This window comes from Exiguobacterium sp. s75 (assembly GCF_018617145.1).
GTDB lineage: Bacteria > Bacillota > Bacilli > Exiguobacteriales > Exiguobacteriaceae > Exiguobacterium > Exiguobacterium profundum.
In genome coordinates, this window is sequence record NZ_JACSJQ010000001.1 from 1,434,631 (window position 1) to 1,448,027 (window position 13,397).

General features: G+C 46.8%; 19 protein-coding genes. 9 read left to right on the plus strand and 10 right to left on the minus strand.

The window, feature by feature from the left end; genetic code table 11:
* The 7 genes from KNO68_RS07365 to KNO68_RS07395 all read left to right on the plus strand — a co-directional run bounded on the left by KNO68_RS07365 (window position 1) and on the right by KNO68_RS07395 (window position 4,064).
* A complete protein-coding gene (locus KNO68_RS07365; RefSeq protein WP_012726949.1) occupies window positions 1–291 on the plus strand; it encodes an EscU/YscU/HrcU family type III secretion system export apparatus switch protein in 291 nt (96 codons plus the stop codon).
* A complete protein-coding gene (locus tag KNO68_RS07370; protein ID WP_215112247.1) occupies window positions 288–668 on the plus strand; it encodes a flagellar protein FliS in 381 nt (126 codons plus the stop codon). Before KNO68_RS07365 ends, KNO68_RS07370 begins: the two co-directional genes overlap by 4 nt.
* Window positions 652–1,554, plus strand: coding sequence for a flagellin N-terminal helical domain-containing protein (locus KNO68_RS07375; protein ID WP_215112248.1), 903 nt, complete (start codon window positions 652–654; stop codon window positions 1,552–1,554). Before KNO68_RS07370 ends, KNO68_RS07375 begins: the two co-directional genes overlap by 17 nt.
* 24 nt (window positions 1,555–1,578) lie before the next feature.
* The gene (locus tag KNO68_RS07380; RefSeq protein WP_012726952.1) at window positions 1,579–2,022 is read left to right on the plus strand and encodes a YaaR family protein; all 444 of its coding nucleotides are present in this window, start codon (window positions 1,579–1,581) and stop codon (window positions 2,020–2,022) included.
* 9 nt (window positions 2,023–2,031) lie between these two features.
* Window positions 2,032–2,697 carry a DUF2225 domain-containing protein gene (locus tag KNO68_RS07385; protein ID WP_214816089.1) on the plus strand — a complete coding sequence of 222 codons (666 nt, stop codon included), beginning with the start codon at window positions 2,032–2,034 and terminating at the stop codon, window positions 2,695–2,697.
* A gap of 293 nt (window positions 2,698–2,990) precedes the next feature.
* Window positions 2,991–3,491, plus strand: coding sequence for a DUF1572 family protein (locus tag KNO68_RS07390; protein ID WP_215112249.1), 501 nt, complete (start codon window positions 2,991–2,993; stop codon window positions 3,489–3,491).
* Window positions 3,492–3,590: 99 nt separating this feature from the next.
* Window positions 3,591–4,064 (plus strand): AraC family transcriptional regulator, encoded by a 474-nt coding sequence (locus tag KNO68_RS07395; protein WP_215112250.1) that lies wholly within the window; start codon window positions 3,591–3,593, stop codon window positions 4,062–4,064.
* A 149-nt stretch (window positions 4,065–4,213) separates the two neighbouring features.
* Here the strand turns inward: KNO68_RS07395 and KNO68_RS07400 are convergent, their stop codons facing one another.
* Window positions 4,214–4,840: a DUF4352 domain-containing protein gene (locus tag KNO68_RS07400; RefSeq protein WP_215112251.1), complete on the minus strand. Its 627-nt coding sequence runs from the start codon at window positions 4,838–4,840 to the stop codon at window positions 4,214–4,216.
* Window positions 4,841–4,975: 135 nt separating this feature from the next.
* Window positions 4,976–5,161: a hypothetical protein gene (locus tag KNO68_RS07405; protein ID WP_012726958.1), complete on the minus strand. Its 186-nt coding sequence runs from the start codon at window positions 5,159–5,161 to the stop codon at window positions 4,976–4,978.
* A 159-nt stretch (window positions 5,162–5,320) separates the two neighbouring features.
* Between KNO68_RS07405 and KNO68_RS07410 the strand changes: the two genes are divergently transcribed.
* Window positions 5,321–5,464 (plus strand): hypothetical protein, encoded by a 144-nt coding sequence (locus KNO68_RS07410; protein ID WP_215112252.1) that lies wholly within the window; start codon window positions 5,321–5,323, stop codon window positions 5,462–5,464.
* Window positions 5,465–5,733: 269 nt separating this feature from the next.
* On the opposite strand, the gene tnpB is transcribed toward KNO68_RS07410, so the two are convergent.
* The 7 genes from tnpB to KNO68_RS07445 form a co-directional block, all read right to left on the minus strand.
* Window positions 5,734–6,825: an IS200/IS605 family element RNA-guided endonuclease TnpB gene (gene tnpB, locus KNO68_RS07415; RefSeq protein WP_215112395.1), complete on the minus strand. Its 1,092-nt coding sequence runs from the start codon at window positions 6,823–6,825 to the stop codon at window positions 5,734–5,736.
* A 5-nt stretch (window positions 6,826–6,830) separates the two neighbouring features.
* Window positions 6,831–7,229: an IS200/IS605 family transposase gene (gene tnpA / locus KNO68_RS07420; protein WP_215112253.1), complete on the minus strand. Its 399-nt coding sequence runs from the start codon at window positions 7,227–7,229 to the stop codon at window positions 6,831–6,833.
* A 258-nt stretch (window positions 7,230–7,487) separates the two neighbouring features.
* Entirely contained in the window at window positions 7,488–7,841 is a 354-nt protein-coding gene (locus KNO68_RS07425) for a flagellar protein FliT (RefSeq protein WP_215112254.1), read from the minus strand.
* Window positions 7,838–8,212, minus strand: a complete 375-nt coding sequence (gene fliS / locus KNO68_RS07430; protein ID WP_012726961.1) for a flagellar export chaperone FliS — start codon at window positions 8,210–8,212, stop codon at window positions 7,838–7,840. Before fliS ends, KNO68_RS07425 begins: the two co-directional genes overlap by 4 nt.
* A 14-nt stretch (window positions 8,213–8,226) precedes the next feature.
* Complete coding sequence (gene fliD, locus KNO68_RS07435; protein WP_215112255.1) at window positions 8,227–9,894, minus strand: flagellar filament capping protein FliD; 1,668 nt, start codon at window positions 9,892–9,894, stop codon at window positions 8,227–8,229.
* A 12-nt stretch (window positions 9,895–9,906) separates the two neighbouring features.
* Window positions 9,907–10,263, minus strand: a complete 357-nt coding sequence (locus tag KNO68_RS07440; RefSeq protein WP_078147335.1) for a flagellar protein FlaG — start codon at window positions 10,261–10,263, stop codon at window positions 9,907–9,909.
* A gap of 44 nt (window positions 10,264–10,307) precedes the next feature.
* On the minus strand, window positions 10,308–10,547 hold the full coding sequence (locus KNO68_RS07445) for a hypothetical protein (RefSeq protein ID WP_215112256.1): 240 nt from the start codon (window positions 10,545–10,547) through the stop codon (window positions 10,308–10,310).
* A gap of 101 nt (window positions 10,548–10,648) precedes the next feature.
* Here KNO68_RS07445 and KNO68_RS07450 point away from each other — a divergent pair, with 101 nt between their 5' ends.
* Window positions 10,649–11,512 (plus strand): endonuclease, encoded by an 864-nt coding sequence (locus KNO68_RS07450; protein WP_215187612.1) that lies wholly within the window; start codon window positions 10,649–10,651, stop codon window positions 11,510–11,512.
* A 90-nt stretch (window positions 11,513–11,602) separates the two neighbouring features.
* Here the strand turns inward: KNO68_RS07450 and KNO68_RS07455 are convergent, their stop codons facing one another.
* The gene (locus tag KNO68_RS07455) at window positions 11,603–13,243 is read right to left on the minus strand and encodes a flagellin N-terminal helical domain-containing protein (protein ID WP_215112258.1); all 1,641 of its coding nucleotides are present in this window, start codon (window positions 13,241–13,243) and stop codon (window positions 11,603–11,605) included.
* Between the last annotated feature and the right edge of the window lie 154 nt (window positions 13,244–13,397).

Here is a 13,397-nt window from a genome sequence, read left to right on the forward strand (position 1 = left end):
ATGTACCAACGCATGGATTTGACGAAACGAAAGACGGCCGCGGTCGTCCGCTATGACGAAACGACGGACAAAGCGCCCGTCGTCGTCGCCCGCGGGACCGGAGCCGTCGCTGAAAAGATTTTACAGGAAGCACGTGCCCGGGGTGTGGCGGTCGAGAACGACCATTCCTTGCTCGGCCACCTGCTCGACCTTGACTTAGGGGATGCCATCCCGCCCCAACTGTATGACGTGATGGCAGAAGTGTTGTTGTTGATAGAGGAACTTGATTCGATCAAAGGAGAACAAAGATGAATTCAACCCAACTATATGAGATGAGGCCAGAAGAACTCACGCAAGCGATGCTTCATGCACTCGTTTATCACTATGAACGTGCCCAAGACTCGACGATCGCCGAACGGAACCGCCACCTTCGCCAAGCCCGGGAGCTGTTGGTCAAGCTCCACCAAGGACTCCATGACGGCGGCGGAATCATCGCGGCTCAACTCGATGAAATCTATCTTTACATGGCGAACGCCAGCGTCGAAGCAATCATCGACCAAGATAAGAAAAAAATCGCCGAACTACATACGCTCGCGAGCGACCTCGATCAAACGTGGAGCGAAGCGATGGAGCGTGCAAAGACTCAATCTGTCCCGACTGGAGGAAACCGCTATGAAAATTACCAATAACGTCCAAGCCTTAAAAGCCTACTCATCGCTCTCCCTGAATCAGGCATCGATGAAGAAGACGATGGACCGTCTCTCGAGCGGAGTCCGCATCAATAAGGCGTCGGACGATGCAGCGGGTCTCGCCATCTCGGAGAAGATGCGGATGCGCCTCGATTCCCTCTCGATGGCAGAACGCAACACGCTCGACAGCATCTCGCTCACACAGACGCTAGAAGGCGGAATGAACGAAACACACGCCCTTCTCCAACGGATGCGTGAATTATCGGTTCAATCAGCAAATGGAACGCTCAGTGAAGACGACGCCAAAGCTGTCCAGGAAGAAATTAACGCATTGACTGCCGAAGTGACCCGGATCGCGGAGACGACCGAATTCAACTCGAAGAAGATTATGAACGGGGAATATATGCAAGGGAAGAGCACGTTATTCTTCCAAATCGGTGCCGGCAACAACGAAGCCGTCATCTTAAACGTACAAGATATGCGGGCGCACGCACTCGATATCACGACGTTGACACCTGGTGGCGGGGAACTTCCTGCCGTCGACCATGACAACGATTCGACGACACCCACTGAAACGTATTATGCATTGAGTGTGTTGACACCTGAGGATGCGGGTGATGCCATTTCGAAATTCGATGCAGCCATCAACAAAGTGTCACTCGAACGTTCAAAACTCGGAGCCATCCAAAATCGCTTAGAAGCGAACGTCAGCGTCGTCGCCATCGGCTCAGAAAACTTGACGGCATCTGAATCACGAATCCGTGATGCCGATATGGCCCGTGAAATGATGGACTTCGCCCGTCTAAACATCTTGAATCAGTCCGGCATGGCGATGATTGCCCAGTCGAACGCATTGCCGCAAGGCGTGTTACAATTATTGAACTAACCTAAAGAAAGGACGGTTGCCCATATGGACATTCGTCGCATCATGGAGACGCAATCGCTCCTCGGCTCAAGTAAGGCGAAACGCCCCGAAGTCGAACCCGGCGTCTCCTTCCAAAACGTGATCGGTCAAAAGCGCGAAGACCGGGAATACGAACGCTTCCAGCGTCAAATCGCCGCGATTCATGAACAAGGAGAACTGCTCGCCGAGAGTCAGACCGTCGAGGCGCTCGCCGACTACAAACAAATGATTAAAGACTTTATGAAAGAGGCCGTTGACGCGGCACTCCGTCTCGAAGATAAACGCGGATTCAATCGCCGCGGCCGCGCGAAGATTTATAAGGTCGTCGAACAAGTCGACCAAAAACTCCTCGCTCTGACGGATCAGGTCATCTCAGGTGAGGCCTCTCGCCTCTCCTTACTCGACCAGGTCGGTGAGATTCGCGGACTGCTCGTCAACGTCTATGTGTGAGGTGTCGAGATGGCAGAGCATTTATTTTTGAAGAAAGTCAAATGTCCGTATTGTTTACAGGAAAGTAAGACGAACCGTGTCTTATCACGTCACATCCGACCACTCGAAGTCGAGAAGGATGGCTACACGACGTATGACGGACCGAACCCGTATTTATACGAGCCGACCGTCTGCGACCATTGTCACCTCGTCTTCCACGACTCGTTCGACAAGGTGCGCAAACACAACCGAGAAGCGCTCGAGACGAACTACTTCAATCAAGTGAACCCGGATGTGTTGAAAGGTGACCGCTCGTATGAGCACGTCATCCTCCTCTATAAGTTCGCCGTCATGACGGCCCAGTTGAGCGGACAAAAACCATCTGTCATCGCTATGCTCGGGATGCGAATCGTATGGATGTACCGATTAATTGGGGATGTAGCGTCTGAAAAGGAATGGATGCAGCGGACGCTCGATAAATACAATGAGGTGCAAGAAGCGTATACGGACCCAATTCGAACCGGATTACCGTACGATCAACTTATGCTACGGATTGCCGATTTATCGGCCGCGCTCGACTACTACGAGGATGCGCGTCGCTGGTATGGGATCCTCCTCAACAGCAAGGAAGTATCGGAGCGCATCCGGAACCAGGCCCGTGATCATTGGGAAGAGTTTCGGTTAGAGCATGCGTAATCAGAAGTGTGGGACCTCGTGTCTCACACTTTTTGCATACAAAAAAATCGCGCTCATCCACTCACGGACAAACGCAATCGACACAATTGATGGGTGAACCCTCAAACCGAAAAGAGACCACGCGACATGACTCACGTGAAAACCAAAACAAGGCACCCTCATGCCGACTACGCGGTGGCGTCTTGCGCGATAAGACTAGTATAACGCCAATTTTATAATATTACTATAGTTTTTGACCGGGATGAATGTGGGGTATAGTCAAAATGGATACATATGAAAAGGAGGATGTTTTTATGTTTGAAATGCAATATCTCGATACCGTACGTGCTACGTTTAAAAGCCAGAAACAACTCGCTGAGCGCGCGCTCGTCCAAGTGAGTGAAGAGGACCTGCACAAGACACTTGCGTCGGACACACTCTCGCTCGCCTTGATCATCCAGCACATGGCGAATAACATGAAGTCGCGTTGGACCGATTTTTTGACGACAGACGGCGAGAAGCCGGACCGTGACCGGGACGCCGAGTTCGAGGACCAGCAGCTATCCCGTGCGGAGCTCATGGAGGTTTGGGACGAGCGTTGGCAACTGTTGGATAATGTTTTAGCTGATTTGACACCAGATGACTTAGGGAAGAATGTGATGATTCGAGGGGAAGCCCATTCCGTGATTGACGCGATCGAACGCCAAGTGTCGCATTATGGGTATCATGTCGGACAAATCGTCTATCTGTCGAAGCTATTCGCCGGGAGCGACTGGGATGTGTTGTCGATTCCGTTGCCGCATCAGCGTAAATAACAATTCCTGTTGCAACACTTCAACGAGATATTATTTCAATGAAGCACTTTTTTGGACATCAAGACAATTGAATCAGTCAACTTTAATGGGGGTTACAAAATGGATATGACTTTAAAGCAATTACCTGAAACTGAAATTGCATTTATCAGACGTACGGGTAGCTATTTTGAACCACAAGAACATTGGGGGAAATTAATACATTGGGCGACGGAACACAACCTTTACCCTCCATCAAGTCAATTTATCGGTATTTCATTAGATAATCCGAACGATGTTGATCCTCATGAATGTAGACATGATGCTTGTGTCACAGTTCCTAGAAACTTTGATAAAACAGGGCACGGGGAGATACAATTTAAAATGCTAGAAGGTGGTCAATACATCGTGCACCATTTCTACGATACTCCAGAAAAACTGAGTGAGACGTATAAATATATTTTTGAAGAATGGTTACTAGAACGCGAATATTCAGTGGACGAATCTAGAAATACCTTGGAGTTCAATTTGAACAATCCAGCTGAAGATCCCGACGGAAAATCTAAAGTCGATTTATATGTACCCATTAAGAATTAAGATTTTACAAAATGAAAAAATTAAGATACAAGGAACTCTCAAAATATGAGAATCCCTTCTTATATTCTCTATGCTAACCACTATGCTTATTGTGTAGTAATAATCAACCATGAGACTAGGCGTACCGATTTTATTCGGCACGCCTACTCTTATTTTGTCACGTTAAGTGTATATTCGTAGCGGTCTTCTGCCACTTTGTCGAAGTTCTCGTTGAATGGTCCATCGATGACGACTTTCAAGTCCGTCAGCTCTTCTGGTTTTGCTTTCACGAAGAAGAGGACGTTCCCTTCCTTCTTCACCTTTCCTAAAAATTCTCCACCGACGTCATCTGAGAACCATAAATCCGAAGACACCTGTTCCCCTGTGTTCGTCACCAGTGTCGCCTGGTTCGGATGGAAGCTCATCGTCTCGTCGACCGTGTTTTCAACAATCATGTTCATCGCGACGACCGTCACCTCTTCTTGTCCATCGAATGAGTCACGATAAGCTTCCGCGACCGTAAGGCGTGACGTCTGTACCTTGTCGATTGCGAACTGGATTGGTCCCATCGCCTCCGCGATCGTGAGCGCCTTATTCTTCATGTAGATCTTGTTTGTGCCGAGTTCACTCTCTTGAACGTCTTCGTTCTCAGTGGTCGCTTCTTCAGGCGCACTCGCTTCCGCTTCTGCCACGTCTTCCGTATCCGTGGCCGTCGTCTTCAGTTCATCTGCTTCTCCGCATCCGACAAGTAGTGCGAACGGTACCGCCACCAGTAAGCCAAATCGTTTCATGTTCATCTTCATCTCTCCCTTTCCAAAATCAAAGTGATGTGGTTAAGACGAATATAACGAATTGACAAACCGAACCGTATTAAGAAAAAGTTCCAGGTAAAATAAATGTCAAGGTCCATAATCGGACCTTGACATGTATACTTATCCTCTTGATTTCAGCTCTTCTTCTTCGTACGGATCGGGACGATCCTCAAACGGCGTATCGTCCTCGACGTACGCTTCAAGTTTGGGGTCCCGTTCGACGTATTCATCGTACGCTCCCTCTGGACCATAGACGAAATAACGGCGCTTCCGTGACGATATCGGTTTGGACTCTTTCTCACGCATCTCGTTTCCCTCCTCTTTCCAGAAAAGAAGCAACGGCTACATTGATGTTTACCCGATTATAGCGGAAAACAGACGTCATTTCATCTATACCCTTTATATGAAACTTCTCCTTTCCACAGTCGTGTACATTTACAACGATTCGATGAAAGGAAGATTCATATGCAATTATTGAAAAAAGGAATCATGCGGAGTTTCATCTGGTCTCTGCCGTTCGCAATCCTCGCGCTCTATCAAAGTTGGTCAGGTAACACAGACGCCATACACGCCATGCTCGTCTACGCAGGGGTTGCTTTCTCGGGCTGACGAGTGTCATTTACGAGATTCGACAATGGTCGTTCAAAAAAACAGATTTTCATTCATTGGAGTGTCATGCACGTGACGATTCTGCCACTTCTTTGGTTCGGTGGAGCTACGCCAGTCACGTCAATTCAAGATGCCGCGCGTCTCTACGTGAACTACTCGCCACTTATTTGCTTCGCAAATTGAAGTGGGAGCTTCTTGGGAAGACCGTGCTTTTACTAGCCACGATTGTTTACCAAGCTCGTCGGGCAGTCCCTGCCCTGAAGGTTTTTTTAGTCAGCCAACATCAACAGGTTGATGCTCGCATTGATGTCGCGGTCATGATGAGCGCCACACGTACACGTCCATTCGCGTACATCCAATGTTTTCTTCTCGCCTTTTTCGCCGCAAGAGGAACAGATTTGCGTCGATGCGTACCATTGGTCGGCCTTGATGAGCGTCCGTCCGTAGAACTTACACTTGTATTCTAGCTGGCGGACGAACTCGTACCAACTGACGTCGGCGATCGATTTGGCGACCCTGTGGTTCTTCATCATGTTCTTCGATTTCAATGTCTCCACGACGATGACTTGGTTCTCGTCAACGGTTCGTTTTGACAATTTGTGAAGGAAGTCTTTGCGTTGGTTTGCGATTTTCTCGTGTTTCTTGGCGAGGATCAGTTTGGCTTTTTCCCGATTCTTGCTTCCGATCTTCTTACGAGACAGAGCGCGTTGCGCCTTCTTGACCTTCTCTTCGGACTTGCGAAGAAAGCGAGGGTTGTCGATCTTCTCAGAAACCATGTCATCATTTGTCATGATGGCGAAGTGTTCCAAACCGAGATCGATGCCGATCTTGTTCTTAGCCGGAATCCATTGCTCGTCATCCTGATTGACAAGGATGGAAACGAAGAACTTGCCTGTCTTCGTCATCGAGATTGTCGCAGACTTGATGATCCCCTCGAAAGAACGATGCTGTTTGAACTTCACGAAGCCGATCTTAGGAAGTCTCACCTTCCCGTCCTCGATCCGGACGCTCCCGTTCTGATTGTTGGTCGTGTAGGAGGCACGGTCGCCGTGCTTCGATTTGAACTTCGGGAACCCCACAGATTTGTCGCGGAAGAAGTTGGCATATGCCTTGTTCAAGTCCATCTGGGCATTCGCCAGAGACAAGCTATCGACTTCTTTCAAGAAAGGGAATTCGGGCTTGTACTTCGCCGGGGTCGGGAGCTTCTGCTTCGCGTCGGGGTTCAGCCTTGACTCTTCATATAACCGGATACGTTCCTCGAGCATCTTGTTGTAGACGAAACGGACGCAACCGAACGTCTTCATGAAGGATTCTCGTTGTAGCTTCGTCGGGTATAGTCGAAACTTGTACGCCTTCAGCAAAGTGATCACTCCCTTCCTTGTTTTTCGATGTATTGCCTGATGATGTCGATCGTCGCACCGCCGGTCGTCACGAGACAGTAGCTCCGAGACCAGAACATCTCTTTCCACAGTCGTCTCTTGACGTGCGGAAAGTCTCGTTTGATCAGTCGGCTGCTGGCGCTCTTGTAGGCGTTCAGAAACTTCGACATCGCTGTGTTCGGATGGGCCTTGAACAACACACGGATATGATCGCCGTCATGATTCCACTCGGTCAGTGTGATATGGTACGACGCGCCGATTCGTTCGAACGTCTGTCTCGCGAACCCGGAGACGGCGTCGTCGATCACCTTGCGTCTATATTTGACCACCAAGACGAGATGGGAGTTCAGGAGGAAGACTGAATGTTTGTTCGTATCCATTTTCATTGATAGTTCAGTCCTTTTGATTGGTTACGTCCATTATACCAAGCACATACAATCTTGCTAACACCGGCGATTCATCTCCCACCTACGCTGGGCTTCGCCCCGAGACGCTTAGAGGAGGGAGAATTCTCGCCTGATTTAGTTAAATTTCACGGTTAGTGGTCTGATTTTATTTACCGCTTCTTATTTCATTATACGCATGCGTCGCCAAATCAAAGCCTCTTAACACAAAAGCTCGAAGGCGTGCGCCTTCGAGCTTTGTTATGTCTGTTGGTCGAATAGACCGGAAAAGCTAGAATCGACATCCTCATATGGATCGACGTAGGACTTGACCGTCTTCCGTTCCATCCGGGCCGTCCCGAGCGTCATCCCGAGGCGCTGGTGTTCGGCTTCAATGAGACGGGCGATCTTTTGACTGTCGTCGACGAGCTGCCGAAGGACCGTCTGATCGGCTTTCTCCAGATCAGGACCGTGCGCCACAAGCAACTGTTCCCGGTCGTCCAAGAGCTCATGGATTTGTTCCATCCATGTGTCATACGTCGGCTCTTCGGGAACTTTCGCCAGCAACTCTTTTAGACGTTGTGTCTTTAAAATGATCTCATCAATCGGTCTCATGACTGCTTCGCGAGTTTCATCGCTTCCTTCCACGTGTCACGGAGTTCCGTCGTGAAGTCGAGCACTTCGTCGAGGATGGTCGTATCGTTCTTGACGTTCGCATCGACGAGGCGGCGCCACATGTAGTCATAGAGTGAATCCAAGTTCGCCGAGATGGCGATATCTTTATTGAGTGTGAGACGAAGCTCTTGGAAGATGGCTTGCGTCTTTTGGATGTTGATGTTCTTTAAATCAGGGTTGCCCTGGTCGATCGCAAGCTTGGCGAGGCGCATGAACTTGAGCGCCCCGTCATAAAGCATAAGCGTCAGTTCCTGTGGGTTCGCGGTCGTGACCGCGTTGTTTTGATAAGCTGCGTATGGATTGGCTACCATTTAAATTCCTCCTCTTACATGCCTCCGCCTAAAAACTGTTGAAGTGAAGCGGCTTGCGAGTTCGCCTGGTTCATCGCCGTTTCCATCGCGGCGAAGCGACGGTAATAGGCATTTTCTTTATCGATGAGTAAATCGTTGAGCCGTTTGATTCGTGAGTCAATTTGGGTCATTTCACGACCCATTGAATACGTCGGAGCACCAGCACCATCAGCACCGGCGATTCGTGTGATTGTCTCACGTGAGTCTTTCGCCGTATCACGGATTTGCGGGAGGAGTCCCGTCTTTTCATCCGTGAAGAGTTTATACACTTGTTCCGGATCTTTCTCGATTGCGGCTTTCAGTTTCTCTTCATTCAGCTCAATCTTTCCGCCGTTTGTGAAGTCTGATCCGGTCGAAAGACCGATTTGGAACAGTTGCTTCATCTCTTTATCGTTCGATGCCGATGTCGCACTCGACCATTTGCTACGGAGCGTATCCATCGTCCCGCGAAGGATGGTATCACCCCGGAGCATCCCACTCATCGCTTTCTCTTCCCACTTTTTAATCTCATCTTCAGACAATTCATCTCGCTGTGCTTGCGTGAGCGGTGCGAACGAGCGGAATCGTTCTTCGCGCGTCTTCTTGTTCATGAGATCGATCGTCTCATTGTATTTATCGACGAATCCTTTGATGTTGTCAAAGATTTTTTGGGTGTCAGTGGCAGCGGAGAGGGTGACAGCCCCACTCGCAAATGTTGATTTTAAAGTTAACGTCATATTATCAATTGTCACAGTATTCGAGCTTTGTGTCATCGGAATGCCATTCAGCATAAACTGTGCATCTGTTCCGGCTTTTAAGGCATCTCCAGAAGCAATTCCTAGAGCTACTTGTGTGGTTGCATCGAATTCAATCACCGCAGTTGATCCCGTTTGTTTTTGGGTCAAAGCCAGTTTCCCTGAAATCGGTTCAAAAAATGCGGAAATGCCTGTATCTTTACCATTTAATGCTGCAATCAGATTATCTACAGTGGCATCTTCTGATAACTGAATCTTCTGCATCGCACCGTCTTTTACAGAGCGTAGTTCGAGTTCATATCCGGAAGTGAATGTTGCTTTTGTGCCAGCTGGGATATCCGATCCATCTGTCATCGTCACTTTACCTGTCGCGTCAACGCTATAAGTTCCATCAACTAATGGTGAATCGCTTGCATCACGCAATTGAACACTACCGGCTTTTGGCGGTGGTGAAAGTGTCCAATCTTTCGTAGCAGTATCAAGTGTCGCTGAACGAGACGTCGGTGTAAATTTCATATCAGAAATTTTAGTCGTTCGTGTCACAGCACCGTCCGCTTTCGTTAACGGTGTTGCCGTCACTGTCGCGGCAGTTGCTAAAGCAGAAACAGAATCGACTCGAATTGCAGTATTTCCATTCGACGGACCTGCCACGACCGAAACACGTGACTCATCCGATGAACTCGACGTCTTCGCATAGAAATTTCGGCTGAACATCAGATCGACCGCGCTGTTCCTTAAGGTCATGAGTGAGCGGTTGATTTCGCGATAGGCATCGCGTTTCCATTCCGTTGTTTGTTTTTTCTGTTCCAGTTTATCGACCGGAGCACGCTCGGCCTGCATCAATTGTTTAATAATGGTGTCGGTATCGATTCCACTGGCGAGTCCGCCAAATCGGATCGGTGTCGTCATGAGAATCCTCCTTTATACGCGTTCGTCAAAGAGATGGTTAAACTCCATGAACGCCGCAAAGAAATCAAGTGATTTCTTGCTTGGGATTTCGCGGATGACTTCGTTGTTCGTATCCACGATTTGAATATAGTAGTCGTTCAATTTTTCATGTTTCATGAACTTTAAGCCAGTACGTTGTTGGTCTAGGACTTGATTCGCCTTCTCGACGGCTGCCTCTAACTTGGTAACGTGTTGAGGCGTCGGAAGAATGACGATGCCTTCGTCGGCGAGTTTCGCTTGATTCGCTTCGACGAACACGTTTTTCGTTTGTTCATACGGCAAGACGGAAGAAGGTAGGTGAAGCCGGACTTCTGAAATGGTCGGGTTCATATGGTTCTACTCCTCTTAATAAATGTTCTCAATTCATATATCGGTTATTCTATTGAATTATTGAGGATTTCACGAAAACTATCCATAATCTCTGATTCGAGATAGCTTAATTGACTTTGTAAGTCTTGAAATGAATGATTTAAAACAATCCTTCTCGTCGCTTCAGTGTTTGCTGCTTCAAGTGCGATTGATTTCATCGTCAACAATAGCTCTTCTTTTTTATCAAGCATTTCTTGTACTTGTTTGACTTGATTTAATTGATGTATGAGTCCTTCTCGATTCATTAACTTCAGCCCTTTCTTTTTTCTATATCGGTTAAGGGAATGAGATTCATAAGGAATGGGAATAAAACACTATGTGAAAATTATAACAAGGAGTGATTGAAGTGAAATGGGAAGAGTTGACGGTTTTCGAGAAGAGTTTATTACTCGGAGATGGTACAATCGCACGAACAAAGTCAAAAAGTATTCCGAAAAAAGGGCTTCAATACCGAGAACATTTTTCTGTCAAACAAATGGAGTATCGGGAATGGAAATTAAAAGTGGCCCCTCGCATTTTTAGTGGCATTCGAATTCGAAAGACAGGAACGAGCGCAGAACTGTATTCTGAAAAAGATGAACTGTTCGCTTGGCTTTGGGAACAGTGTTACGTTGATTGCAAGAAACATGTCCCCATTCACCTATTAGAAGATTGCACCCATCCTGTCTTTTTACTCGCCCTTTACTTAGACGATGGAAGTTTATCATTGACCAAGTCATCACGGTCTAAATTGAACCAGATCATCCTCACACCGCATATTTATTTATATCTCCAAGCATTTTATCCCGAAGAACTCGAACAATTGAGCACATTCATTGCTCGCACATTCCATCATCAGTTTGTGTTAAGCAAACGATCCGATGGTCATTTTTACACGCTACGTATTCAAAAAACAGAGGAGGCCATACGATTTTTAAATGACTTCGCACCCTACGCATACGCGATTCCTTCAATGCGAAAAAAATTGGATTGGGAGTATCGACTTGATTTGGAAAAAACAAAACATCCTGGCCTCTCCGTAATCGTATCTAAAGCAAAAAATGACTATACAGATGAAGAGATTCATTTCATCATTCAAGCCAAACAGAAAGGGATGACGGATGCTAAGATTGCCGAAACATTAAATCGCACGTATTGGTCCGTCGTGTACAAATGGCAAGATATTAAGAAAAATATTTTAAATGAGGACTCACTTCTATACACATACTAATAAAAAGCCCGACTCTCGATTGGTGAGAGACGGGCTTCATTATGCAATCCGTACATTGCGTATACTGATTTAAAAAGTTGAAAGAAAATCTTAACGAAGAAGTTGAAGAACCGCTTGCGGCTGCTGATTTGCCTGTGACATCATAGCTTGTGCAGCTTGGTTAAGAATGTTGTTCTTCGTGAAGTTCATCATTTCTTTCGCCATATCAACGTCACGGATACGTGATTCTGCAGCAGTTAAGTTTTCTGAAGATGTTCCGAGGTTATTAATCGTATGCTCAAGGCGGTTTTGGACTGCCCCAAGTTTAGAACGTTCAGATGAAACAGAACTGATTGCGCTATCTAGTGATTTAAGAGCCGCTTGAGCACCTGAAGCAGATGAGATATCAATGTTAGAAACACCAAGTGCAGCAGAACGCATATCTTTAATTCCAAATGTGATTGACTGCGATTGGTTAGATCCGATTTGGAATGTCATTCCACCGTTACCTGCAGATTCAGTTTGAGCTTTAGAAAGACCTAAATCTTCAACTGCCGTTTCGCCTGTCAAATCTTTAAGTGAAATTTCACCAGAAGGACTGCTGATTGCCAAACGTCCATCTTTCGATACAGTTACCGCTACATCTTGAACAAATCCTTCATCGCCAGCTGATTTCCCAGTTGATGTATTGTAAGTGCCAATCGCAGCGTTGATAGCTGTCGCTAAATTATCTGCTACATCTGACATATCATCACCATTCGCAGCAGTGAATGATCCACTTACACCAATCAACTGATCATTTAAGGATACGTCAAACGTTTTACCAGTAATATCTGTTCCGTTGTATGTGCTATCTCCAAGATTGGCCGCAGTTGATACAGCTCCCGCAGCGTCTGAAAGGAAAGTAGCTCCAATAGAAGTAGCAGCTCCTGCAGTCGTAAGTGTAACTTCTGAAGTTGTTCCTTTAGAACTGCTTGTAAGAACTAGTTGATCAGAAGAATCTACATATCCTGAAACGTGTCCTACACTAGCTCCAGAATCATCAATTGCTTTATTAATCGCATTGGTTAACACTTCACCAATCTGTTTGATTGTAGAAGCACTTGCCGTAGTTAAATTTGATGCCAACAAATCCTTTTGATCTTGTGTGAGTAAAGTATCCCAATTCACTTCAATTTTCTGACCGTCGACTGTCAATGTATCTGCTTCAAAACTTGCAGATGAATGGTCGGCAGCGATAGCTGTCCCAGAAGTCATCACACCTGAAGTGAGCTTCGCTACTACACCACCGACTGTAGTGTTAGCTGAAGACGAGACACCTTGAGCGCCATTTAAGCTACCATTTAAAAGTTTTTGTGTGTTAAACTCAGTTGTGTTACCAATACGATCGATTTCTTCTTTCAATTGCTTCACTTCGTCTTGAAGCGCTTTGCGGTCTTCTGTTGTGTTCGTACCGTTTGCAGATTGGTTTGACAATTCACGCATACGTTGAAGGATTGAGTGTGTTTCATTCAATGCACCTTCAGCTGTTTGAATCATCGAAATTCCATCTTGTGCGTTACGTGTCGCTTGATCAAGTCCACGTACTTGCGCACGCATTTTTTCAGAGATTGCAAGACCAGCTGCATCATCACCAGCGCGGTTGATGCGAAGACCCGAAGATAGTTTCTCCATCGCTTTACCAGTCTGGTTCGTGTTGAACGACATGTTACGGTGTGCGTTCATAGCGTTTAGGTTGTGGTTAATAATCATTGTAATTTCCCTCCATAGGTTTAAAGTTTTCCGCTCTTCCAAATCCTTTTGTCCGAGCATGCAAGGTTTAGGCCGGCCCCTCACCTTGCATTTTTTGGAACGTTTTATCGTTTCCATACTCTATATCGGAGTCCGTTCTCATCTGTTTAGTCTT